Raw genomic sequence first — 25,687 nt, forward strand, 5'->3', positions numbered from 1 at the left:
GCGCTTGCTTGCCGGAGGTATCCTTTGTTTCCGCTTGCGGGGTCTTAGCTATCACTCATATCCCCCATGCGTCATGCCCCTTCCGCTCACAACTTTGGTCTATAATGGAGACAAACGATTTGAAAGGTGTAGATTGTGTAAAAAATGACAGGAAGTAATTGATGAACCGTTACAATGTAACGGGTTCGGTGAATTGTTGAAACAAATAAAAAGGCTATAGTTAAACTCTACAATACTTAAGTTTATCTATAGCCTGGAACGATAGATGGCAAATTCATCGCCTTTTTGATTCAATATCTGTTTACTGAATAGGATGTTTATTTGAATGACAGTTCTACTTAATTAGAAGAAGAATATGCATTTTTATTTTGCTTTAATGAAGCGAAATAGTTCTCTTTCGGCTTGGTAAAGCTTACGTTAATTCCAGACTTTTTCAAGCGAGCTACTAGGTCAACTAATTGTTTTTTAGGCATATAAAAAACTCCTTCTCTCTGCTATTACAATCATTGTACACCACAAATATGAAATAAATATGAACAAAATCACTTTTATCAATTTTTTTTCAAATCACACATTTTTAATTGATAGAATCTATATACCCTATCCTCTCTCGAATCTAACCTATGATCCTCATTCCCATCGTATTTTTTATGAACTTCTCACTAAACTTCAGATAAGGATGGACATTTTTTTTTATATCAATTGTATTCTGGATTATATGGAAGTTAAATAATTTCTTCAAATTTTTTATTGTACATAAATTTCAGATATGATAATATTTAGTTACGAGTTATGCAAACGGTTTCACACAACTCGATAGATTTTACCAAAAGGGGGAGTGAGTTTCTAAAAGAGAATATATTAAAATCTTACATAGTAAACATAGTTTGCTATTGAATCAGTAAACTATTTTGTGCAAACGTTTTCTCTGTTAAAAAATAATTAAAACTATTTAGGGGGCTTTTCACATGAAAAAGAATAAGTTATTCTCTGGCATTCTTACGTCAGTAGTACTTTCAAGTGCCATTCTAGCTGGATGTTCATCAGGTGATGGCGGCGAAAAAGACAGCAAGGATAAAGTAACACTTGATATCTTCCAATTCAAAGTTGAATTTAAGGATCAATTCGAAACGCTAGCTGAAGAATATGAAAAAGAACACGGCAATGTTGACATCAATATCACTACTGTCGGTGGCGGTGAAGATTATGGTGCTGCATTAAAATCTAAGTTTGCATCTGGTAACGAGCCTGCTATTTATAATGTGGGTGGACCACAAGATGTGGAAGATTGGAAAGATAAATTAGCTGATCTTTCAGATACAGAATCCGCTGCTCAAGCACTAGAAGGAACGCTTGATGGCGTAACAAAAGAAGATAAAGTCTTAGGTCTACCATACAACCAAGAAGGTTATGGACTAATTTATAATAAAGAAATCTTTGAAAAAGCAGGAATCAATCCTGATGATATTAAAGACTTTGCAAGCTTAGAAGCAGCGGTAAAGACGCTTGATTCGAAAAAAGCTGATTTAGGTCTTGAAGCTGTATTTGCTCTACCTGGTAAAGAAACTTGGGTAACTGGGTTACACTTATCTAACGCATTTATTGCTCCAGAATTTGACAGCAATGTTCTTAACGCTTTTGAAGCACCTGCTTTAGAATTTAAATATGCAGATGCATTTAAAAAGGTTTTAGATCTTCAAAATGATTTCTCTGCTCAACCAACAGTGAGCCTTGATTATTCAAAACAAGTAGAAGAGTTATTCTCTCTTGGTAAAGTTGCGATTATCCAACAAGGTAACTGGGTTTATGGTTCCATCGCTGGAATTGATGAAGAAATGGCAAACAATAACGTAGGTCTACTTCCGATCCCAGTTGAAGGTTTTAAAGGTGATGTCATTCCTGTTGGTGTTCCTATGTATTGGGGAGTTAACAGCAATAAAGACGAAGCAGTTGTAAAAGAAGCAAAAGCTTTCTTAGATTGGTTATACACTACTGACGAAGGTAAGCAAAAAGTTCTAGAAGACTTCAAATTCATTCCTGCTTATAAAGATTATGATGTAGACAAAATTTCTGATCCTATTTCTAAAGCTGTATACGAATATTCTCAAGACGGTAAGACAATGGGCTGGGTATTCATGGGCTACCCAACTGGTTGGGGACAGAACGTATTAGGTGTTGAGATTCAAAAATACCTAAGCGACGAAGCTAGCTGGGATGAAGTAATTGAATTAGCGAAATCCGAGTGGGAAAAAGAAAGAAAGTAAGATTCTAACTAAACAGAAAAACAAAGTAGCCCTCCGCTACTTTGTTTTTCTTCCTTATTTGTGAATATTTTCACCATTTTTAAGATTGGGAATTCGGGAGGTATCAACATGCGAACACGTGACTTATCCTACTGGTTATTTTTAGCCCCCACCCTCATAGCACTTACATTGGTTGTTATTATTCCATTACTGTTTGGGGTGTACTACTCTTTTACAAACTGGAATGGAATAGAAGCAGGCGAATTTGTTGGGCTACAGCACTATATTGACTTATTCCAAGACAAAAAATTCTTAGACTCACTTAAATTTACAACATTGTTTTCAATTGTATCCATTATCTTAATTAATTTTATTGGTCTTTCACTTGCACTTCTTGTTACTGCTAAATTAAAGACAAGCAATTTCTTAAGAACTGTATTCTTTATGCCTAACTTAATCGGTGGATTAATTCTAGGATTCATCTGGCAATTTATCTTCATGAAAGTATTTGATGGAATTGGAAAATTATTTGGGATTGAAAGTCTTCAAGGCTGGTTATCTACGACTGAAACTGGCTTCTGGGGATTAACGATTCTGATGAGCTGGCAATTAGCTGGTTATATCATGGTTATCTATATTGCTTATTTAGAAGGACTTCCTACTGAATTATTAGAGGCTGCGGAAATTGACGGTGCAAGCACTTTTCAACGATTCCGTTACATCATTTTCCCATTAGTAGCACCTGCCTTTACAGTTAGTTTATTCTTAACACTATCGAATACATTTAAGCTTTATGACCAGAACTTATCACTTACAGCCGGTGGTCCATACGATTCCACACAGATGGTGGCAATGGAAATTTTCAAAACGGCTTTCTCTAATAATGATATGGCCTATGCGTCAGCAAAAGCGGTTATCTTCTTCATTATTGTTACTGTCATTTCGTTAACACAAGTATATATTAATAAGAAAAGGGAGGTAGAAATGTAATGGGCAGAAAAAAAAGGTTTCCACTAGAAATACTCGGCATCATCCTTGCCCTTTTATGGCTCTCTCCTTTTTACCTTATGATCGTTAACTCTTTTAAAACCAAGAAAGAGATATTTTCAGATACATTACGCTTACCTGAGACCTTTAATCTAGAAAATTATCGTACCGCTTTCGAGCAGCTAGATTTTATGAAAACATTCTTTAACTCTATTCTTATTACCGTAATAAGTGTAGCTGTCATTATTTTCTTTTCATCAATGGCTGCTTATGCCCTTTCACGTGCAAAAGGTAAAGTAAGTACCGTATTATTCTTTGTCTTTGTAGCAGCAATGCTTGTTCCCTTCCAATCGGTTATGATTCCGTTGATTTCAATCTTCGGTCAAGCGGAAATGTTAAATCGTGCGGGCTTGATCTTCATGTACTTAGGCTTTGGAAGTAGTTTATCGATTTTCTTATACCATGGTACGTTAAACAGTATTCCAAAATCGCTTGATGAAGCAGCCATTATTGATGGAGCGAATAAGTTTCAGGTATTTTGGTACATCATCTTCCCAATGTTAAAACCGATAACTGTAACTGTAGCGATTCTAAACACCATTTGGATTTGGAACGATTACTTACTTCCATCATTAGTTGTTAACCAAGAAGGCATGCAGACAATTCCACTTAAGATGTTCTTCTTCTTTGGAGAATATACGAAGCAGTGGCATTTAGCACTTGCTGGTTTAACAATAGCGATTTTACCAGTTATCATCTTCTATTTCTTCGCACAGCGTCAAATTATTAAAGGTGTGTCTGAAGGGGCCGTTAAATAGCTCCTTTCAGACCGTTTTTACGAATTCAAGATGGAGGAAACAATGGTGATTACAATAAAAGACGTCGCTAAACAGGCCAATGTTGCACCATCCACAGTTTCCAGAGTAATTGCTAATCATCCTAGAATTAGTGAGAAAACGAAGAAACGCGTTCGGGAAGTAATGAAAGAATTAGGTTATCACCCCAATTTGCAAGCTAGAAGCCTCGCAGCGAGAAGCTCACAAACAATTGGTGTCGTGATGCCTAATTCGGCTTTCTTTTCATTCCAAAACCCCTTTTTTCCTGAGGTTCTAAGAGGAATTAGCACAAGTGCCCATGATCACAAATATGGTCTGTACTTAACAACCGGAACTACGGAAGATGAAATCTTTGAAGAGGTCATTTCCATGGTGAATGGAAAACGAGTGGATGGAATCATTCTCCTGTACTCTCGAATAAACGACCGTGCGTTGCATTTCTTATATGATGCCGACTTCCCTTTCACCATTGTAGGTACACCCTATTGCAATGATAAAGGAATCACGCATGTCGACAACGATAATATCAACACGACGAAAAGAGTTACGAATTATCTAATTGAGCTAGGGCATGAACGGATTGCCTTTATTGGTGGCAATCTTGGCTTTGTCGTAACCAATGACCGTTTGAATGGATATAAAATGGCGCTTGAAGAAGCAGGCTTAACATTTGATAAGCAGTATTATGTAGAAGAAAGAATGTTAAAGGAAAGCGGAAAAGAGGCTATCGAGTTTCTGATGTCCCTTCCCTCTCCTCCAACAGCGCTTGTTACGCAGGATGACTTGATGGCATATGAGATGATTAGCCATTTAGAAAAGCTGAATATTAAGGTTCCAGACGATATATCTGTAATCAGCTTTAACAACTTAACCTTATCGGAGCATTCCAAGCCCCCACTGACATCTGTAGATATTAATATTTACGATTTAGGGTTAGTTGCATCCAATTGTCTAATTGAAAAAATAAAAGACCCCACTTTGCCTGCGAAAAGAATAACCATTCCAACCGAATTAATCGAACGCGATTCTTGTCAGCCTGTTAAAGAAATCGTTCGGTCATAAGTGGAACGCATTGGGTCAAATACAGAGATTGATAGAAAAAGAGACACTGGGTATCTTGTGTCTCTTCTTCCATAAGGGACCGAATACTTTTTCGGTCCCTTTTACTATAGAAAAATTTAAAATTTTTATTAGAGTCAGTTAGCTAATGGCTTTAGTATGAGTTTAAATCCATCTGATTCATTTAGCTTCGTTTCGTGATAATCTCCATTCACCCAGTCATCCATTTGATCCTGATACCATTTACTTTGGACGTGGCCTGATTGACCAGGACCAACTAGGTGATATCCTAACGATAAATCAGCTGTATCAATCACAAACCTCCAGGAACCTCCATGATTGACCGTTCCATCCTCTCGAAATGCTGCTGCCTGCACGGTTACACTACTTCCACCTACTGGCATCGCTTTCTTTCTATTAAATAAGTAGTTTAGTGGTTTTTGCACAGATAATGGATGGGAAAACTGAATTTGGTGGTATTCGCCCCACTGCCAGTTCTCTATATTCTTCCCTTGAACTTCTGTAATCTCCTTAATCGCTCTAATTAGCGATTCTGCTAGAACCTCAGAAAGCCCGCCTTTTTCACTCATCCATTCGCTTGCTTCCCCTTCAGCTGCCCTTCGAATCAACTGATCTACTGCTTGTTTTTGTCCATTAAATAAGTCCATCATTTCTGGTGAAATTTCATTTTCAAAGAGAACTTCCTTAATGTTCTTCATCCATATGTGAAAAATAATAGGTGCACTTTCGTCAGGAGAATCTAGATAATTCCATTCCGAAAGCACTTCGATCGCTTTTCGTTCCTTTTCTGAAAGTGACTTTGGTAAATGCTCAATGAATAATGGAACAAACTCCCTCGCTTGCAAATTCATTGGGTCCATCTGTAATTCCATCATATCTTCCACTGAAAAAATCTCCTTCGAACTCAGTACTTCTTGAATGCGCATTTGGCGAAAAGGCTGAGCCCAGTTATGACTAATATGATATGGATAATCATCTCCAATGACTTTATTATTAGCCGTTGAAATAAAACCTTCTGCTGGATTCACGATTCTAGGAAGCTCATCATAAGGAATAAACCCTTCCCAGCCATATTCATCTGTCCAACCAGGTACAGGAAGCAAGCCATCTCCTTTTTTTCGAATTGGAATATGGCCGTTCGCTTTGTACGCAATCGTTCCATCATTTGAAGCAAAAACAAAATTTTGTGCTGGAGTGTGGAATTTTTCTAACGCTTTTTCAAATTCATTCCAGTTTGCCGCTTGATTCATGTTTAAAACCGCTTCAAGCTCATTTGATGGTTCCAATGCCGTCCATTGTAATGAAAGAACTGTCTCTTCTCCCATTTCTTCAGCAAAGTCTGAGATAACAGGCCCATGACGGGTAATTATCACCTCATAGTCTATCTTTTTACCCCCTTTTACGGTAATCGGCTCTTGAATAATGGAAGCTTGTTCCCATTGATCATTATAAAGAAATTCTTCCGGGTTCTCTGGATTTCTTTTTTCAATATACAAATCCTGAACATCTGGGCCTGTATTTGTGACACCCCATGCAATATGTTCGTTATGGCCAAGAATAATCCCTGGAATGCCAGCAAAAATAACACCGCTTACATTTACGTTTGGAGACTCTAGGTGGCTTTGATACCAAATGGATGGGGTCGCTAACGATAGATGGGGGTCATCTGCTAATAAAGGCTTTCCAGATTCAGATTTCTCACCGCTTACTACCCAGTTGTTGCTCCCGTTAAATTCATGTGGAATGACTGCATGGACAAAACTGTTTTCAATATCGAGCTCTTGCTTGCTAATAATGGTTGGAGCATCTTTCGGGTAAGAAGGAAAGAGCTCATATGCCTTGTTTAGAGGGAATGTTTGTAAAAGATAATACCGAAACGCTTGATCCTGCCAGTGTCCCCCTAAGTCAAATGCCATATACTTTCCGATTGTTAAGGAATCAATTGGCGACCATTCATCAGGCTCATAGCCAAGTAAAGTAAACTCCACTGGCCACCTTCCTGTTTGCTTTAGCTCTTGAATATAAGTGTTAATACCGAATGCAAACCATTCTAAAACCTGTTTAGCCTCAGGCGAATATTGTGTAAAGGAAGCTTCAGCCGCTCTTCTTAAGCCGAGTGTGCGAAAATATTTATCATTGTCCACCGTTGCTTCACCAATTACTTCACTCAATGTGCCAGATGCTTGTCTTCTGCTCAAATCCATTTGAAACAAGCGATCCTGCGCTTGTACATAACCCTGCGCGATGTATAGATCCTGATCATTTGCAGCTTGAATATGCGGAACACCGTGCACATCACGAAGAACGGTCACATGGTCCTGCAGTCCATCTAGCTTTATTTCACCGGCAATCTTCGGTAATGACCTCGCTGTATATGCATTTAAACTCGTAAAAATGATAAATGCAATTGTAACTAAAAGAATGAACCCCCCAATAAGGATTTTTAGCCAATTCTTCCTTGGCTTCGGCTGTTTTTCAATAACCGCTTCCATGAATTGCTTCCCCTCCTAAAAAATCTCTGTTTTCTGTGAGTATATTCGTTTGTAGGTTTATTTACGATGTCCAGTTGAATAATTTTAGTAGCTTTTTGGATCTTCAATGAGGTTATGATGAGGGTGTTTCTAGCTGTTTTGGCCTTCATCGTATGATGACTCTTTTTCTTTATTTTCTTGGCTTTGTTGGTCTTCATCGAGCTTATGATGACTCTTTTTCTTTATTTTCCAAACTGTATTGGTCTTCATCCAGTTTATGATGGCTATTTTCCCCTCTCGTCTTTGCTGTTTTGGTCTTCATCGGGCCTATGATGACTATGAAAATTCCTATTCAAATCAATCATCTTGGTCTTCATCTACCTTTGAACCCAAACATCCTTCCCCTTGGCTTTTCCCACTGCTCCTTTCCCTTCGTCTTATTCTATTAACCAGTCCTCCATATTAGTTCCCAATTTGGTGCAAGATTGATGCCAGTTTGAAAGAGCATGTATTCCCATATGTATAAGCAAGTACCTGTTCATTTTTTGTACAGTGTTCAATTGGAAGTGTGGAAGAAATGGACAAATTCTGGACACTTTTCATTAGTGATGAACCTCCTACTGAAAAAATTCGCTCCACGAGCTAGAAAATGTTATAATTTCTTAGATATTGTTTTTTTGGAGGCTATTAATTAGATGATAACGGTAACGAATGTTGGCTTAAGATATGGTGATCGAAAGCTGTTTGAAGATGTAAATATTAAATTCACACCAGGAAATTGTTACGGCTTAATTGGGGCGAATGGTGCTGGTAAGTCCACTTTCCTGAAAATTTTATCTGGTGAAATTGAAGCTCAGCAAGGCTCTGTTCATTTAGGACCTGGTGAACGTTTAGCAGTCTTAAAGCAGAACCATTTTGAATACGAAGAAATTGAAGTTCTTAGTGTAGTCATTATGGGACATTCTCGCCTTTGGGAAGTCATGCAGGAAAAGGATGCCATCTATATGAAGGCTGACTTCTCCGATGAGGATGGGATGCGCGCTGCAGAGCTTGAAGGTGAATTTGCTGAATTGAATGGATGGGAAGCTGAATCTGAAGCTGCTATCCTTTTAAAAGGATTAGGGATTGAAGAAGAGCTTCATTCGAAGAAAATGGCTGACTTAAGTGGTGGAGAGAAAGTGAAAGTTCTACTTGCTCAAGCTCTTTTTGGAAAGCCTGACGTCTTGTTACTTGATGAGCCTACGAACCATTTGGATATGAAAGCTATTCAATGGTTAGAGGAATTCTTAATTAACTTTGAAAACACTGTAATTGTTGTATCCCATGATCGATACTTCTTAAACAAAGTATGTACGCATATCGCAGACTTAGACTTTGGAAAAATTCAAGTCTATGTTGGGAACTATGATTTCTGGTACGAATCTAGCCAGTTAGCTCAAAGAATGGCACAGGATGCGAACCGTAAAAAAGAAGAAAAAATTAAAGAGCTACAAAACTTTATAGCTCGTTTTAGTGCAAATGCATCCAAGTCGAAGCAAGCAACTTCTCGTAAAAAGTCACTTGATAAAATCACATTAGATGACATTCGTCCTTCTTCTAGACGTTATCCATATGTAGCTTTTTCTCCTGATCGTGAAATTGGAAATGACTTATTAAGAGTGGAAGGAATTTCTAAGACGATTGAAGGCGTTCAAGTACTAGACAACATTAGTTTCACAATGAACAAGGATGACAAAATTGCATTAGTAGGAACAAACGAATTAGCAAAGACGACTCTATTCAAAATCCTTACAGGGGAATTAGAGCCAGATAGTGGTTCATTTAAATGGGGTGTCACTACTTCTCAAGCGTATTTTCCAAAGGACAACTCGGAGTTCTTTGAAAATAGTGACTTAACATTAGTAGATTGGTTACGTCAGTTTTCTCCTAAGGATGATAGTGAAAGCTTCTTAAGAGGTTTCTTAGGTCGTATGTTATTCTCTGGTGAAGAAGTAATGAAAAAATCCAGTGTTCTTTCTGGAGGAGAGAAAGTTCGTTGTATGCTTTCTAAAATGATGCTAAGCGGTGCGAATGTTCTTCTATTAGATGAACCAACAAACCATTTAGACTTAGAGTCCATCACCGCATTAAACAACGGATTAATTAATTACAAAGGCTCGATGATTTTCGCGTCACATGACCATCAATTTGTTCAAACGATTGCGAATAGAATTATGGAGATTACACCATCAGGTCTAGTCGACAAAGAAATGACATATGATGAGTATCTAGAAAATGGTGAGCTACAAAAGCAAATTGCAGCAATGTATCAAGCATAGAATCACACACTTTTTATAGACTATGGACAATCTCGTAGAAATATGAGTTTGCTCATAGTCTTTTTTCATAATTGGCGATTTGCTAGGGTACACCCGCAGGTAATCCTTTATTACAAGTGATTACAAAAGGACCAAGCTCGTTCACTCGGTCCCATCTTGCCTCGGTATCTACGAGAAAAATGTTGAATTTCCCTTAAGGAGAGTGCTCCATTATACGTCTTGTTTCTTCGTTTTCCTACGTGCGGATGAAGCGCTTTTTCCATCGAACTCTGTAGTAGTTGTGCCTTGTCCTTCCACTTGAGGAGAGTTTAACCCAATTGTTGAAGGATCTTTCTTTCGTTTCTTCATTCGAACACCTCCCTCTTTATTTTTCGAAAAATCAATGCACTTTATACGGTCATCGTGCACGACCATTCCTGTCACAAGGTTGTGAAAATTGTTACTGTCCTAACCCTTTAGATTCCGATATAATTTGATTATTAGGTTATACAAATGAGTGGAGGATTATTGTGATTCAAAGGCTATTAATATTATTGCTTATTTCTTTCCTGTCCTTAATGAGCGGGTGCTCCACTACGGACAACGAAAAGAATGAAAAAGTTCAAATAACCATTTCTGCTGCTGCCAGCTTACAAGGTTCACTGTCCGAAATTGAAGAGCATTATGAAAAAGAGAATCACCAAATTGATATTGTGTATAATTTCGGTGGCTCCGGGTCGTTACAGCAGCAAATCATTCAAGGTGCACCGGTAGACTTATTTTTTTCCGCAGCAGAAGACAAGCTAGATGAGCTCGTGCAAAAGGGAGTGATCCTCCCAAACGACCATAAGGATCTACTGAAAAATGAACTAGTGCTTATTATTCCAAGAGATTTACATACAAAGCTCACTTCTCTAAAGGAGATTCCAAAGTATAGCTCACTTAAAGTCGCCATTGGCACTCCTGCATCTGTCCCAGCTGGCCAATATGCGATGCAAGCATTACAAGCTACAAATATTTGGGACAAGATTGAAAAGCAGATCGTCATGACCAAAGACGTAAGACAGGTTCTAACATATGTAGAAACAGGTAATGTGGAAGCAGGATTTGTATATGGAACGGATGCCATTGAATCAAAAAAGGTCACAATTGTGGATAGGATCGATAGCTCCCTACATGAGCCAATTATCTACCCTGTTGGAGTCATGAAAGAATCGAAGCATTATGATGAGGCAAAGGCATTTGCCAATTATCTACAAACCGAAGAAGCCGCAACCATCTTTAAGAAATCTGGATTTCTCGTATTGGAATGATGTTTAATGAGTCATGATTTTTGGTCACCTATTCGTTTATCAATTGAAATAGCTAGTATATCCGTATTCATTGTCATCCTTTTTGGCACGCTTATAGCTCGCTGGATGGCGATCAAGAATTTCAAAGGGAAGCTATTGCTTGAGAATCTGTTATTACTTCCCCTCGTCTTGCCTCCAACAGTGGTAGGTTTTTTACTTATTGTCTTATTCGGAAAAAATGGGGTTATTGGGAAGTGGATCGATCTATTATTTCATCAATCCATCATGTTTACGATGGCGGCAGCTGTTATCGCATCGACGGTTGTCGCATTCCCTCTCATGTATCAATCGGCAAAGACCGGATTTTTAAGTGTGGATAGAGGAATTGAAGAAGCCGCTCGAATGGATGGAGCAAGTGAATGGAAGCTGTTCGTATATATCTCACTTCCTTTAGCTGGAAAAGCACTTATAGCTGGTGGAATATTAAGCTTTGCTAGAGCGTTAGGAGAATTTGGCGCTACCTTAATGTTTGCTGGGAATCTCCCTGGTAAGACACAGACGATCCCAACTGCTATCTATGTGGCACTGGAATCAGGGGAAATGAATTTAGCTTGGCTATGGGCCATATCAATGGTGGGGATCTCTTTTCTTATGCTCCTTCTTACATCAAGAATCAAGTAAATGAAAAGCCAAGAATCTCATGATTCTTGGCTTTTCGCGTTTACGGCAAAGTCTATTCTATGTGAATTCCAAGTCCCCTCATCATTCACCTTTAACCGCCTTGCTTTTGTCACCTTCTAAGGTATTTGAATATTTTATTTTTCATGCCAACTAACAATCCGGCTAACACAAAAACAGCTGCGCCGTAAATGACGGTTGCATGGTCTTCCTCATGCTCCTGTTTTGTCTGCTCTACCTTCGATTCGACGGGTTCTCTTTCGTGCTTCTCAAGCTGTATGGTCTGAATGGTCTCACCAGAACCTGTTTCAATGAGTAATTCCCCGTTATCAAGAACGGTTTGACGGCCCTCTTGGAGATCCTCTGTAATAAAAGTTTCGTTTGGTAAGTAGTATTTATTATGCTTAACTTCAGACGGCTCTAGCAAGCTTGTTTGGAAGCGGGCAAAGCCATATTCCAAAAGGAGCTGGGTATCTTGATAGATTCCTTTTTTATGATCTGCCTTTAAGACAATTGCGGTAAGCGAGATTTTTTCATTTTCTGCACTTGTGGCCAATGTTTGCTTGGCCTCTGTTACAAATCCTGTTTTTCCCCCGATGATGCCTTCCAACGGAATTTCCCCTTTAAGCATTCGGTGGTGGGTGAAAATCGTTGTATCCCAAGATTCTCCTACCCATTTTAATTCCTTTGTTCCGTATATTTCTTTGAACGTATCATTATGTAATGCATAGCTTGTAATTTTGGCTAGGTCCTCTGCTGTTGTATAATGACTGCCTTCGAATAGCCCATGAGGATTTGTAAAATGAGTGTTTTGGACATTAATTTTGTTCTGTAAAAAATCATTGAAATGACGTGAAAAAGCTTCTCTATTCCCATCTAAATGGAGGGCAATTGCCTCGGCAGCATCGTTTCCAGAATTAATCAACATTCCTTGGATGAGTTTTTTTAAAGGAACTTCTTCTCCTTCGTTCAAGTAAACCTTTGTTCCATCTACCTCAGTAGCTTCCTTCGTAATGGTCACCATATTTGCTAGGTTTCCTCTTTCAATCGCATAAATAGCAGTCGCGATTTTCGTTAAGCTGGCTGGGTACATCTTTTGTTTGGCGTTCTTTTCATAAAGCACCGCTCCAGATTGTGAATCGATAAGAATGGCTGCTTCACTTTTAATATCGAGTGTACTAGCACTTCCAGTCGTATGGTTGCACAAGAGAAGTACCATTATCAAAATGGAAAAAACCTTTTTCATGCGTACGAACACACCTATCTATCGTATAATCACTCACCTAGAGGATTATATCAAATTAAAAACAGACATAGGCATATTCCGAACAGTTGTTATGAAATTGAAAACGATTTGTTATATTTCTTCCACTTGATTGGAAATTTTTTCATGTTAGAGGGTTAACTACTACATCCTCCTCCGCAGCTTGAACAGCTTGATCCACTTGAACAGCTAGAATCACCACTGCCTGAATCATCACTTGTATGACAAGCGATTACCGTAGTAGCTCCACTTCCTAAAGCCTGATCCGTTTTTTGTAATTCCTCTGCCATTTTATCCTCGTATGCTTCAGGCTCATAAAAGGAAAGAAATACGACAGCTGGTAATAAATATGATAAATCATCGTTTGGCTTACGAGGTATTCCCTTCTGATTCGGATCCATCTGAGCTAGGTCATTCTTCATTTCTGAGATAATATATTTCTTTATTTCAAGCCATTCTTCTCCTGCTCGAAAGTATTTTGTTAATAATGCCCCTGTTGACATCGTTTGAAAATCGTTCAAAAGCTCTCTCTTAATCGGATATTTTAAGAAGCTTCCCCATAAAATTCGACTATTAATTGTGGGGTCGAATAACTTTAAATAGACATAATCGAAAAACGCGCGATCACCAGGGATCGGCTCTATCTCCATATTCGGTGTATGATGAAGAAAGCTGCCATAAAACTTTATAGAAAACTGCTCATAGTCTCTTGTAAACATAAGCATTTCATGCCATACCTCATCCACCTTGTCACTGAACATTGGGACGCTTTTTAAGATACCCGTCATGAGAAAGTACCTTTTTAATTCAAATAAGCTCCAGTTTATATCAAGCTCTCGCCAATCAGGATGCTCCCTCTCCATGCGATATGTTACATTTTCAATGAAGGAAGATGACATCGAGTGTTCAAGCTTCTCTGCCATTGGAACAAACAGATCTTTTGTTACCCCTAAATTCTTTGGGATTTCTTCTTCCACCAACCCGACTGTATGGGACTTTTTCGAAAATCGATTAAGCATAGCTACTATGATTAACAATAGAAATAAAACGAGTGCAACCGTAATCAAGGCCACCATTTTACCACTCCCCCTTTTCATGCTTCCTCCATTCATTATACAAGAAAACTCTATTTATTTGTTAAAAACTAGTAATAACAGGATAAAGAAGAACTACGTGGGTAAACTAAAACGGTGAAATTTGGTGAAGGTGGAATAGAAATGGACTTATTAAGCGGGAAGCTATACTGGCCAACAACAATCAATAATATCCCAAGTTTTCCTACACTTGAAGAAGACATCGAATGTGATGTCTTAATTATCGGTGCCGGAACATCTGGGTCACAATGTGCTTATTATCTGAGTGAGCAAGACTTGGATGTGGTTGTTATTGATAAGCAGAAACCAGGATTTGGGAGTACTTCTGTAAATACAGCCCTTATTCAATATGCAGGAGATAAAACGTATACTGAATTAATCAATAGCTTTGGAGAGAAGCATGCAACTACGCATCTTAAATTGTGTGATCAAGCAATTACAGATATTGAATCCGCTTGCAAAAACATCGAAGGTGAAGCGGATTTCAAACGACTCGATACCCTTTATTATGCGAGCGTAAAGGAAGACTTAGAGAAAATCACCAAGGAGTATGAGTACCTTAATAAGAATGGCTTTCAAGTAGAGTTTTGGGACAAGGATCAGATTAATCAGCACTATCCATTCTCTAAGGAAGGGGCAATTTACTATAAAAATGATGCTATTGTAAACCCAATGAAGCTCGCGTATGGACTCCTCGATTATGCTAGTAAAAACGGGGTACAGATCTATGAGAACACTGAAATTACCGGGAAAAAGCTCGAAAAAGATGTAGCCACGTTCTTTACTTCGAGCGGACACAAGATAAAAGCCAATCAAGTGATTTTCTCATGTGGCTATGAAGGGTTAGATTTTAAGCAAGAGAAAAATGCAGTAATGACTAGTTCATTTGCTGTTATTACTACACCGGTTACAGATTTCTCTACTTGGTATAACCAGACCTTAATTTGGGAATCGGCTCGCCCTTATATTTATATGAGAACGACTCCAGATCAGCGGGTCATTATCGGAGGATTAGATGAAAATACGCCCTATGCAAGTGATCGAGATCCGAAAATTACTCATAAGCGTGATCAATTAATCGAAGAATTCAATCGGTTGTTTCCAAGTATATCTGTCACTCCCGAGTATTATATAGGTGCCTTTTATGGAGGAACACATGATGGATTACCGATTATTGGTCAATATGAAGAATTTCCTAATTGTCATTTCATATTAGCTTTTGGAGACAATGGGACCGTCTACGGTATGGCTTTATCCAAGATCGTAACGGATATGATTACTAAAGGGAATAACCCAAATTATCCACTGTATCTGAATCATCGACCACTATTTTCTTAATTTCGTAAGAAGGCTGTATAGGATTCACACCCTATACAGCCTCTTGATGATGGTTCACACGATTTTTCTTTCTTTTTCCTAACAAGAGAACTCCGATGACAACCACTGCCACAAAGCCCCATTTAATCACAGGATTTGCATCAAAAAATCCCTTTAGAAATTGTTCATCGACAATCATTTTCGTAGCGGTATAGGCGAGGACTCCAGCTCCAATTGTAATAATTACCGGAAAACGATCAACCCATTTTAAGATTAAGGTACTTCCCCATACGACAATAGGAATGGAAATCAGTAACCCAATTATTACAAGTAGAAAGTCACCATGAGCCGCACCTGCAACCGCTAAAACATTATCAAGCCCCATTAAGGCATCTGCAATGACGATGGTTCGTATCGCTGCCCAAAAGTTTTGTGCAGCTTTCACGTCATGCCCTTTTTCTTCTGTTAAAAGCTTGTAGGAAATCCATATAAGAAGAATCCCACCGACTAGTAATAAGCCTGGGATCTTTAACAGCCATACCACGGCTAGAGTAGCTACTGCTCGGATCACAATTGCACCAACAGTCCCCCAAATAATCACCTTTGTCTGAATTTCCTTAGGTAAGTTTCTTGCAGCTAAACCGATGACAATTGCGTTATCTCCTGCAAGAACGAGGTCAATAATAATGATTGACAATAAAGCGGACCAAAATTCTGGGCTAAATAATTCCATCCTTCATCACCCCTCTATCATTAATATCTCCGCTGCTTCATAGATAAACCTTTTTATTTTTTTCCTTTAGATGGGCGGAAACGTACGATTAAGTCTTCTTAAACTTATACAAAAATGGGAAATAAACCCTTTCAATCCAACAAAAGAAAAACCTCCTTAATAAGAAGGTTAATTGAAGGGTTGGAATCATTCCTTTCGTTTGGCATCCATCATAAAAGCTTGCAAAAAGTGAATAAACATATCATCTGGAACTAGCCATGCAGAATGGTGACGCTTTACAACCATTTCTGCTTCTTGAAAGCTTTGAAAGGTATGATCTAGCAAATCATGACATTTCTCAATTACCCACTGCTTCTCGCCATTAGCATATAGGAAAAACGTCTCGTTACTACGATTCATGTAGAGTGATCCGCTCAGTGAATTTTTCATATTAAAATGATTTCTGCTTGCATCCTGCTTCATAGGCTCAATTGGAAAAACATTTGAAACAAAGTGGGAAAATGCCTCTTCATTTAATGAACATCCTGCTGCCTTAGCATGGCCACCCCCACCAAATGTTTCAGCTATTACTGAAACATCTATATGGTCATGAATCGTCCGAAGGCTAATTTTTTTACCGCTCATATTCAAGATGGCGATATAATCTATGTAAGGATATTCAGTTCCTAGTGCATTCCCAAGTTCTGAATGATAAGATTCAGCATGAACAATTCCTACACAATAAACCCCAATAAAGCTCTGAATCATTTCTCTTTTTTTTCTGCGGATGTACCTTTCTATCTTCTTCTCTTCCATTTTCAAAAGCTGCTGTTCAAATTCAGTGAATTCAAAGTGAACTCCCGTTCTTAACCGGTCGACCATTTCAGCTTCAAAGTCATCGATTGACAGTAAGTAGAACAAATCATTTAATTGTTTTGCCTTTGTATTTTGATTCTGGTCCCATTCCCAAGTGTCATACAGACGAATCAGCTCGACAAATTCATGTAGAGCGTTAGAAGGCTTCAAATGCCCTTCTTGAATGAGATAGTCATATAATAAGGATGTAGCTGAGGTTAAACGGTTATCATCATAAGCTACTTGAACATGACCCCAGTCATATTCATTGTATTGTAACGCAGACTTATGGTGATCAATCAGGTTAACTTTTCCACCAGACCGGTAATATTGTTCTACTTTACTAGTGTTTTCTTCATTAATCGACAAGTCTGTAATTATAACAGCATTTTCTTCTTTTTGTTTGGCTGATACGTTTTCTAAATATCGCTTTAGTTGAACATCAAGACCTAAAACCGAGTTATATTTCACGTCTGCCTTTTCACCAAAAGCAATTTTAGCAATAATTCCACAGCCTACACCATCCAGATCGTTGTGTGTAAATAATTTATACAATTCCATCACCTAGCTTTTCATTTAGTAAGCTCTAGCAAAAAAGTGATTCTGCTCCAAAACAGAACCACTCTTTATTTATTCACTTATGAAAATAAATGTTGTTGGACAAGTTGGTCGGTTTGTTGCTGAGTTTGTGAATATTGAGTAATCTGTTGAGCAATTTGTGATTCAACCGCGGGAGAAGACGTATTATACATCCCCTGCTGAGACATAAATTGATACAGTTGTCCCTGCATTTTTAAGCTGTCCTGCAAAAGGTTTTCAAATGTATTTCGTACAACAGAACAATTTGACTCTGTGGCAGCTGTCGTATACTCTCGTGATGTTCTCTTTAAATCGGCTAGGATCGTATAGAGTAGATCTTCATCTTTTAAAATGGATGACGAAACAATCTGAGTTTGATTAAATGATTGCTGAGAACCCATCGTTGATTGTGAAATCGCTTGCTGAATATCCTTTATGCCCATTTGTTGATAGGAAGTCCCATGCCCACCATTTACATTATTCATCTGAGCAGAGGTGTTCATCTGACCAGTATGTTGCTGTTGATTCCCTTGCATTTGGTTTGCTTGCTGTAAATCTGTTGGGGCAATCGACGTATGTTGCTGCAATAGCTGCAGAAGAGTTTGATAATGCTGTTGATGTTTTCCAACTAGCTCTTTGCAAAAGTCTTTAGCTCCTGGTGTTTGAGCTTGTACTCCTGCTGACACACATTGCTTTACTAATAAATCCTCGTTAGACATCGAATCCACAATATACTCTAACTCTTTCCCTGTAAGCGGTTGCATCTTCATTCCTCCTGAAACAATATTTTTTAGGTTTCGGGCGATTTCATTTTAGGTATATGTATATATATCCTATTTATATAAGCCACTGTTAGTTTGAGTATTCATTCATTTTCTATACATGAATCAACTTCTAATTCGTTTGAAGAATAAAATAGACAAGTTCTAATACATACGAAGCATATAATGATAAAAAGTGATCACTTGGAGGAGATAACCCTGAAAATATTTGTTTGGAGAAGGAGTTCTGTAATTCTTGTATTTATGATGATGGTCGCAATTATATCAGTGTCGGTTTGGTTTTATTTCAATAATGAATCACTATCTGCTTTTAAACAGGACAAAACGGTCCGTGAAATTCATCTTGTAACTGGCGAATTTAAAGGGGTAACAGAAGACCGAACAGAAATAGAGTCTTATCGGTGGGACCCTGGGACAATCTTTGTTGAAAAAGATGAAAAAATCACGTTAAGGATCATGGGTGTGAGCGGAAAAAAACATCCATTTATTATTGAAGGTACCGATTACAAAGGAATCGTGACACAAGGAGAGGAAACAGCTTTGAATATTGAATTCAATCAAGAAGGGGTATACAGACTCATTTGCTTAGCCCACCCTGATATGAATAATCACGGACCAATGGTTGGATACATTATTGTTGATTAAGGAGAGAAATATTCTTTTATTCAAGCTGTTTTATTTTTTATGTACGGATCTGCAACCAAATGATATGGTAAAAAGGTAGGGATAACCCCTATCTTTTTTATATAACAGAAAACACATTTACTCAAACAATATTAGTACAGATTAACAACATTCTCACAGTATTTTATAATCACCCCCTCAACAAACCCTTATATATAAAGGAATAATAAAATGACACAAATCTCTCAAATTATATGTGATTTTCTTCACATCCTATCTGTTATAGTTTAAGTAAGATATAAATAGAATAACTGTTATACAAAATATATGATGAGGTGACACACCATGGAACATTGGAAAGGATTTTCAATTGGTACTTGGCAGAAAGAAGTAAATGTAAGAGACTTTATCTTAACTAACTTTATTCCTTTCGAAGGCGATCATTCTTTTTTATCAGGTCCAACAGAAGCAACAACTACACTTTGGAAGCAGGTTATGGAGCTGACAAAGCAAGAGCGTGAAAATGGTGGCGTTCTAGATATGGATACGGAAATTGTTTCTACTATTACATCACATGGTCCTGGTTACTTAGACGAAAAGTTAGAAAAAGTAGTAGGATTCCAAACGGAAAAACCATTCAAGCGTTCCATGCAGCCGTTTGGTGGAATTCGTATGGCAAGTCAGGCTTGTGAGTCTTATGGATATGAATTAAACAAAGAAGTTGATAAGATTTTCACTGATTTCCGAAAAACTCATAACCAAGGAGTTTTTGATGCCTACACGGATGAAATGAAGCTTGCTCGTAAAGCTGGTATTATCACTGGTCTACCTGATGCATATGGTCGCGGCCGAATTATCGGTGACTACAGACGAGTAGCATTATATGGAGTAAACTTCCTAATTCAAGAAAAGAAAAAGGATCTTGCATTAACAAGCAGAACTATGACTGAAGAAACCATGCGCCTACGAGAAGAGCTTTCTGAGCAAATTCGCGCATTGAATGAGTTAAAGCAGCTAGCAAACAGCTACGGCTTTGATCTATCACAGCCTGCTTCAAATGCTACGGAAGCGTTCCAATGGTTATATTTCGGATACTTAGCTGCAATTAAAGAACAAAATGGAGCAGCGATGAGCTTAGGCCGTGTGTCAACATTCCTTGATATATATATTGAGCGTGACCTTTCAACTGGCGTGATGACTGAAGAGGAAGCACAAGAGCTTGTCGATCACTTTGTCATGAAGCTACGATTGGTTAAATTCGCTAGAACACCGGACTACAACGATTTATTCAGCGGAGACCCTACATGGGTAACCGAATCAATTGGTGGGATGGCACTTGACGGAAGACCATTGGTTACAAAAAACTCTTTCCGTTTCCTTCACACGCTAAATAATCTAGGACCTGCACCAGAACCAAACTTAACGGTATTATGGTCTACTCAGCTCCCTGAGAACTTTAAAACATATTGCGCGAAAATGTCGATCGAAACAAGCTCCATCCAATACGAAAACGACGATATTATGAGACCTGAATATGGTGATGATTACGGTATAGCTTGCTGCGTATCTGCAATGGAAATTGGCAAGCAAATGCAATTCTTTGGAGCACGTGCCAACCTAGCTAAAGCCCTACTTTATGCGATAAATGGCGGCATGGATGAGAAACACAAAATCCAAGTCGGCCCTCAGTATCAGCCAATTACTTCGAATGTATTACAATATGATGAGGTAATGGCTAAGTTTGACCTTATGATGGACTGGTTAGCTGAATTATACATTAATACGTTAAATGTAATTCATTACATGCATGATAAATATAGTTATGAACGAATCGAAATGGCTCTTCATGATTCAGAGGTTCTTCGTACAATGGCTACAGGGATTGCAGGATTAAGCGTTGTAGCAGATTCCTTAAGTGCAATCAAGTATGCGAATGTGAATGTGATTCGCGACGAAAATGGCATTGCGATTGACTTCCAAACAGATGGTGACTTCCCTAAATACGGGAATAATGATGACCGTGTCGATTCGATCGCCGTCGAAATTGTTGAACGCTTCATGAAAAAATTACGTATGCATCATACGTATCGAAATTCCGTTCATACGATGTCCATATTAACAATTACATCAAACGTCGTATACGGGAAAAAGACAGGCAACACGCCAGATGGTCGTAAAGCAGGCGAGCCATTTGCTCCAGGAGCTAACCCGATGCATGGACGTGATACAAAAGGAACGCTTGCTTCCCTTTCATCTGTTGCCAAATTACCATATCAATATGCAATGGATGGCATCTCAAACACATTTTCAATCGTTCCAAAGGCATTAGGGAAAGACGAAGAAAGTCGTATGCGAAATCTAGCTTCCATATTAGACGGTTATGCCCTAAAGTCTGGACACCATTTAAATGTCAATGTATTTAATCGAGAAACATTACTAGATGCAATGGAGCATCCTGAAGAGTACCCACAACTTACCATTCGCGTATCAGGATACGCTGTTAACTTTATCAAGCTAACGAGAGAACAACAGCTAGATGTCATTAATCGTACCTTCCATGAATCTATGTAAGAACTAATGGGCTCCATTAGAGGGAGAGGGTTAAGCTCCCTACCTCTTCCCAACGAGCCTTCCCAATAAGAGAGGAGATTTCATCATGATCGGAAACATTCATTCTATTGAAACATTTGGAACAGTTGACGGACCGGGGATCCGGTATGTCATTTTTACACAAGGCTGTTTATTAAGGTGCCAATTTTGCCACAATGCAGATACTTGGGAGATTGGAACTGGCAAACAAATGACTGTTTCAGAGATCATTGAGGACTTAAAATCCTATCTCCCTTTTATTGAAACCTCAGGGGGAGGCATAACAGTTAGTGGCGGAGAACCCTTACTCCAGCTCCCCTTCTTAATCGAGCTATTTAAGGAATGTAAAAAACTTGGAATCCATACAACAATTGATTCTTCAGGTGGCTGTTATTCCACTGCCCCTCATTTTCAAGCTCAACTGAAGGAATTAATTGAGTATACAGATCTCGTCTTACTCGATATCAAGCAAATTGATCGACAAAAACATAAGAGCTTAACAGGGATGGGCAATGATCACATTCTCGAATTCGCTAAATTTCTGTCCACACATGAGGTACCCGTTTGGATCAGGCACGTACTTGTTCCAACCATAACGGACGACTTAGAGGACTTAGAGAAACTAGGTGAGTTCATCGCCGGCTTACACAATGTAGTGAAAGTGGAAGTTCTTCCCTATCATAAATTAGGGGTTTATAAATGGGAGGCTCTCGGGCTTTCATACCCACTCACACATATTGAGCCGCCATCTGAATCATCCGTCGATACTGCCTATCGGCTCCTAACAAAAGGGTTAAAGAGAAATCAATAAATGCGACAATAGGGATTGAGAGAATGCTCTCGGTCCCTTTTTTGATTTCTAAGAACCAGCTAGACCCTTTTCATTGTCTCTATTCGTATACATTGTTACTTTGAAAGAGGGTTAGTTTTCAGCTCCAGGAGGCTCGCCGAACGCCCCAGGAAAGCAAGCACCTGGAGCGGAAATCTAGTAAATCACATTCATTCACACCTCTTGCCTCTGTATTGTTATATAATGAAATTGAGGTGGTGTTTCATATGTCACACGAATTAAAAAAACCAAAAATTGCCTGGTTTCTATTATTCATTTGCTTAATCCTTCTCTCAAACTACAGTCTGTATCATCTTCCTTTGCTATCCGACATCCCTAAGGAAGTAGCGCTGGGTTCAATCCTTGATTTCTTAATCGTCATCCCTATTCTCACTTATTTTATGATTATTCGTAAGAGATACTCCCTCAAATATATCGGAATCGTTCTCTTAGCTGGTTATGGGGCTGCATATTTCATTATTCCGAATCAGCACTTGAATGAATATCCTTTTTTACCGTATATCGTAGTGGCATCTGAAGGCATATTCATCCTAATTGAATTATATATTCTCATCAAAATAGCTAGCAATCTCCCTAAGCTAGTACGTGAATATAAGCGGATTAACAACGATAGCTCCCTATTCCTTAAGAATACACGCTTAGCATTAGAAAAAACCTTGCCAAATCAACGAGTGCTCCAAGTGTTTTTTTCTGAGTTTTCCATGTTTTACTATTCGTTATTTTCATGGAAAAAGAACGTAAGCCTTTCGTCTGAAATGAGCTTTACATACCATAAGAAAACCAGCTCGACTGCTTTATATTTCATGCTCATCCATGCAACCGTTCTAGAATCGGTCGGCTTACACTATTTCCTCCATCAATGGAATGAAGTGGTTTCGTATATTTTATTGGCATTGAACGTATATGGGGTTTTATTTTTCATTGCAGAGATCCAAGCAACCCGCCTCTCGCCTTTTGTTCTAACAGATGAAGACTTATACCTACAAGTAGGATTCTCAAAGAGTATGACGATTTCTAGTGAAAATATAAAACACGTCCAATCTTATGAAGGACCTGAAAAATTCACCAAAGATGAACTAAAGACAATGTTTGACGCTCGCGTGATTGATTTTATGCAAGAGAAACCGATGTTTGAAATTCAGCTAAAGCAGCCTCAAACCTTACACCTTTTGTATGGATTTTCTCGCCAGGTTGACAGGATTGTCTTAAACGTAGATGACCCTAACACATTTTACAACGAACTGAAAAATCGAATACCATTGGATTAAGGGAACCCGCAAGAGGTCAACTCTTGCGGGTTTTTCATTTGACTTTCCAGATGGATTATTTTACATTTCAGCAAACTCGCTCACTAAATCTCTGAATATGGACAGTGCATTTTGGATGGGCTCTGGTTTTGTCAGATCTACCCCTGTTTCAGCTAGTAGCTCCAGCGGATACTTGGAACTTCCGCTCTTTAGGAACGTCAAATAATTTTGAAGCATTTTCTTATCACCCGCTAGTATGTTATCGGCAATTTGAATAGCAGACACATATCCAGTCGCGTACTTATACACATAAAATGGTCGATAAAAATGCGGAATTCGTGCCCATCCATACTTCACTTCATCATTTATAACAAGTTCTTCTCCATTGTATTGCAGATATATTTGTTCAAAAACATGATTAAACACATCAGCAGTTAACGGTTCTTCATTCTCTGCTTTTTCATGAGTAATTTTTTCGAACTCAGCAAACATCACCTGTGTGAAAAAGGTCCCTTTAAAGCTATCGATAAAATAGTTCAGCAAGTATTTACGCATGTTCACATCGTCTGTTGTCCGCAATAAATAACGAATCAATAAGATTTCGTTCACCGTTGAAGCCACTTCTGCCACAAAAATAGAATAGCCTGCACTTATTTGGGGCTGATGCTTGCTGCTGTAATAGGCATGCATTGCATGGCCAGATTCATGTGTGAGTGTAAATAGACTTCGAATATCGTCCTGATGGTTTAATAGTACGAAAGGATGAACGCCATACACTCCCATATTATACGCTCCTGATCGCTTACCTGGCGTTTCTCTTACATCAAAGTAACGCTTCTCTTTAAAACTGGCTAACGTCGAAACATATTCTTCTCCTAGCGGCTCCAAGCTTTTTAACATCGTTTCATAAGCTTCTTCAAAAGAGATTTCCTTCTCAACCCCATGTACGAGAGGGACGTTTAAGTCATAAGCTCTAAGTTCATCTAATCCCAGCAGGCTTTTGCGGATTTTTGTATACTCATGCATGGCGCCTATCTGTTCATTCGTTGCTTTAATTAAATTTTCATACACTTCCTTTGGAACCATATCTGAGAATAGTGCCTTTTCTAAAGCAGACGGATATTGTCGTAGCTTTGATGTCAGGACATTATTTTTAATAGCAGATGAAAGAGTAGCTGCAATCGTATTTGCGGATTGCTTATACGGCTTAAAGTAAGCTTGATACGCCTCTTTCCGCTGTTCTCGCTTTTCACTTTTTATAAGTTTCGCAAACATTCCTCTTGTAAGCTCTACTTGCTCTCCCTTATCACTCGTAACCTTTCCAAATTGAATATCCGCATGATTGATCATGCCAAAAATCTTACTTGGGGCTGATAGCGTCTCGCCCATCATCGCTAGTACTTCTTCTTTCTCTTTCGTAAGAACATGAGCTTTATAGCGAAATGCTTCATAGAGATCCTTTTCAAAGTAACGAAGGCCTTCTGTTTCTTTTATGAATGTTGTAAGCGAATTCTCTTCTAAACTCAATAAAAACGGCATGAAAAAGGAGCGTGCAGAGCTAACCTGTTGGCCAAGCTGAATTGCTTTATCTCGTAGTTCCTGAGAAGTGGTTACCCTTGTATCTAGATCGGATTGAAGCATTCCATAGGCATAGAGCTTTCGGTAGCGTCCTTCCATTTCTTCTTCCAGGGTTAAATATTCAAGTAACGTGGCCCCATCTGCTATTTTTCCATCAAATTTCTTTAGTCTACGTGCAAGCTCACGAACTTGTTCATAATCGGACTTCCATTCATCCATACTGGCATATATATCCTCAAGCCGCCACGTCTCTTCGATTGGAACGTCTTTCCTAGTCTTGTATGTATGCATGTAATATTCTCCCTTCATCAT

At 38.5% G+C, this 25,687-nt stretch carries 22 protein-coding genes; 12 read left to right on the top strand and 10 right to left on the bottom strand.

Translation table 11 applies throughout. The features are described from left to right. Window positions 1–338 precede the first annotated feature (338 nt). Window positions 339–473 carry a hypothetical protein gene (locus LS684_RS24110; protein WP_267930204.1) on the bottom strand — a complete coding sequence of 45 codons (135 nt, stop codon included), beginning with the start codon at window positions 471–473 and terminating at the stop codon, window positions 339–341. 495 nt (window positions 474–968) lie between these two features. On the opposite strand from LS684_RS24110, the gene LS684_RS11295 reads away from it, so the two are divergent. From LS684_RS11295 to LS684_RS11310, 4 genes are all read left to right on the top strand, one after another. Then, entirely contained in the window at window positions 969–2,264 is a 1,296-nt protein-coding gene (locus LS684_RS11295) for an ABC transporter substrate-binding protein (protein WP_233806067.1), read from the top strand. Window positions 2,265–2,372: 108 nt separating this feature from the next. Continuing rightward, window positions 2,373–3,233, top strand: coding sequence for a carbohydrate ABC transporter permease (locus LS684_RS11300; protein WP_233806069.1), 861 nt, complete (start codon window positions 2,373–2,375; stop codon window positions 3,231–3,233). Further along, window positions 3,233–4,048, top strand: a complete 816-nt coding sequence (locus tag LS684_RS11305; RefSeq protein WP_233806070.1) for a carbohydrate ABC transporter permease — start codon at window positions 3,233–3,235, stop codon at window positions 4,046–4,048. Before LS684_RS11300 ends, LS684_RS11305 begins: the two co-directional genes overlap by 1 nt. Before the next feature lie 42 nt (window positions 4,049–4,090). Beyond that, window positions 4,091–5,128, top strand: a complete 1,038-nt coding sequence (locus LS684_RS11310) for a LacI family DNA-binding transcriptional regulator (protein ID WP_233806071.1) — start codon at window positions 4,091–4,093, stop codon at window positions 5,126–5,128. A gap of 134 nt (window positions 5,129–5,262) precedes the next feature. On the opposite strand, the gene LS684_RS11315 is transcribed toward LS684_RS11310, so the two are convergent. Both LS684_RS11315 and LS684_RS11320 read right to left on the bottom strand, forming a co-directional pair. Beyond that, a complete protein-coding gene (locus LS684_RS11315) occupies window positions 5,263–7,638 on the bottom strand; it encodes a penicillin acylase family protein (RefSeq protein WP_233806072.1) in 2,376 nt (791 codons plus the stop codon). Window positions 7,639–8,079: 441 nt separating this feature from the next. Beyond that, window positions 8,080–8,220 (bottom strand): hypothetical protein, encoded by a 141-nt coding sequence (locus tag LS684_RS11320; protein ID WP_233806073.1) that lies wholly within the window; start codon window positions 8,218–8,220, stop codon window positions 8,080–8,082. 92 nt (window positions 8,221–8,312) lie between these two features. Here LS684_RS11320 and LS684_RS11325 point away from each other — a divergent pair, with 92 nt between their 5' ends. Next, the gene (locus tag LS684_RS11325; RefSeq protein ID WP_233806074.1) at window positions 8,313–9,935 is read left to right on the top strand and encodes an ABC-F family ATP-binding cassette domain-containing protein; all 1,623 of its coding nucleotides are present in this window, start codon (window positions 8,313–8,315) and stop codon (window positions 9,933–9,935) included. A gap of 210 nt (window positions 9,936–10,145) precedes the next feature. Here the strand turns inward: LS684_RS11325 and LS684_RS11330 are convergent, their stop codons facing one another. Next, window positions 10,146–10,283 (bottom strand): YuzL family protein, encoded by a 138-nt coding sequence (locus LS684_RS11330; protein ID WP_233806075.1) that lies wholly within the window; start codon window positions 10,281–10,283, stop codon window positions 10,146–10,148. Between the two features lie 209 nt (window positions 10,284–10,492). Between LS684_RS11330 and modA the strand changes: the two genes are divergently transcribed. Both modA and modB read left to right on the top strand, forming a co-directional pair. Then, window positions 10,493–11,227, top strand: a complete 735-nt coding sequence (gene modA, locus LS684_RS11335) for a molybdate ABC transporter substrate-binding protein (RefSeq protein WP_233811625.1) — start codon at window positions 10,493–10,495, stop codon at window positions 11,225–11,227. A 6-nt stretch (window positions 11,228–11,233) separates the two neighbouring features. Continuing rightward, window positions 11,234–11,887 carry a molybdate ABC transporter permease subunit gene (gene modB, locus LS684_RS11340; protein ID WP_233806077.1) on the top strand — a complete coding sequence of 218 codons (654 nt, stop codon included), beginning with the start codon at window positions 11,234–11,236 and terminating at the stop codon, window positions 11,885–11,887. A 109-nt stretch (window positions 11,888–11,996) separates the two neighbouring features. Here the strand turns inward: modB and LS684_RS11345 are convergent, their stop codons facing one another. Next, window positions 11,997–13,130, bottom strand: a complete 1,134-nt coding sequence (locus LS684_RS11345; protein ID WP_233806078.1) for a D-alanyl-D-alanine carboxypeptidase family protein — start codon at window positions 13,128–13,130, stop codon at window positions 11,997–11,999. A gap of 155 nt (window positions 13,131–13,285) precedes the next feature. Then, a complete protein-coding gene (locus LS684_RS11350; protein ID WP_233806079.1) occupies window positions 13,286–14,224 on the bottom strand; it encodes a glycine-rich domain-containing protein in 939 nt (312 codons plus the stop codon). 141 nt (window positions 14,225–14,365) lie between these two features. Here LS684_RS11350 and LS684_RS11355 point away from each other — a divergent pair, with 141 nt between their 5' ends. Then, window positions 14,366–15,580 (top strand): NAD(P)/FAD-dependent oxidoreductase, encoded by a 1,215-nt coding sequence (locus LS684_RS11355; RefSeq protein WP_233806080.1) that lies wholly within the window; start codon window positions 14,366–14,368, stop codon window positions 15,578–15,580. Window positions 15,581–15,611: 31 nt separating this feature from the next. Here the strand turns inward: LS684_RS11355 and LS684_RS11360 are convergent, their stop codons facing one another. From LS684_RS11360 to LS684_RS24215, 3 genes are all read right to left on the bottom strand, one after another. Further along, a complete protein-coding gene (locus tag LS684_RS11360; RefSeq protein ID WP_233806081.1) occupies window positions 15,612–16,292 on the bottom strand; it encodes a TerC family protein in 681 nt (226 codons plus the stop codon). Window positions 16,293–16,478: 186 nt separating this feature from the next. Next, the gene (locus tag LS684_RS11365; RefSeq protein WP_233806082.1) at window positions 16,479–17,681 is read right to left on the bottom strand and encodes a DHH family phosphoesterase; all 1,203 of its coding nucleotides are present in this window, start codon (window positions 17,679–17,681) and stop codon (window positions 16,479–16,481) included. Window positions 17,682–17,764: 83 nt separating this feature from the next. Continuing rightward, window positions 17,765–18,469: a spore coat protein gene (locus LS684_RS24215; RefSeq protein ID WP_349293048.1), complete on the bottom strand. Its 705-nt coding sequence runs from the start codon at window positions 18,467–18,469 to the stop codon at window positions 17,765–17,767. Between the two features lie 183 nt (window positions 18,470–18,652). On the opposite strand from LS684_RS24215, the gene LS684_RS11380 reads away from it, so the two are divergent. From LS684_RS11380 to LS684_RS11395, 4 genes are all read left to right on the top strand, one after another. Continuing rightward, the gene (locus LS684_RS11380) at window positions 18,653–19,132 is read left to right on the top strand and encodes a cupredoxin domain-containing protein (RefSeq protein WP_233806083.1); all 480 of its coding nucleotides are present in this window, start codon (window positions 18,653–18,655) and stop codon (window positions 19,130–19,132) included. Window positions 19,133–19,456: 324 nt separating this feature from the next. After that, window positions 19,457–21,682, top strand: a complete 2,226-nt coding sequence (gene pflB, locus LS684_RS11385) for a formate C-acetyltransferase (protein ID WP_233806084.1) — start codon at window positions 19,457–19,459, stop codon at window positions 21,680–21,682. 85 nt (window positions 21,683–21,767) lie between these two features. Beyond that, complete coding sequence (pflA, locus tag LS684_RS11390) at window positions 21,768–22,511, top strand: pyruvate formate-lyase-activating protein (RefSeq protein ID WP_233806086.1); 744 nt, start codon at window positions 21,768–21,770, stop codon at window positions 22,509–22,511. A gap of 245 nt (window positions 22,512–22,756) precedes the next feature. Then, the gene (locus LS684_RS11395; protein ID WP_233806088.1) at window positions 22,757–23,818 is read left to right on the top strand and encodes a hypothetical protein; all 1,062 of its coding nucleotides are present in this window, start codon (window positions 22,757–22,759) and stop codon (window positions 23,816–23,818) included. Window positions 23,819–23,878: 60 nt separating this feature from the next. Here LS684_RS11395 and pepF read toward each other — a convergent pair whose 3' ends face one another. Next, window positions 23,879–25,666, bottom strand: coding sequence for an oligoendopeptidase F (gene pepF, locus LS684_RS11400; protein ID WP_233806090.1), 1,788 nt, complete (start codon window positions 25,664–25,666; stop codon window positions 23,879–23,881). Window positions 25,667–25,687: the final 21 nt, after the last annotated feature.

The organism is Cytobacillus spongiae (assembly GCF_021390075.1).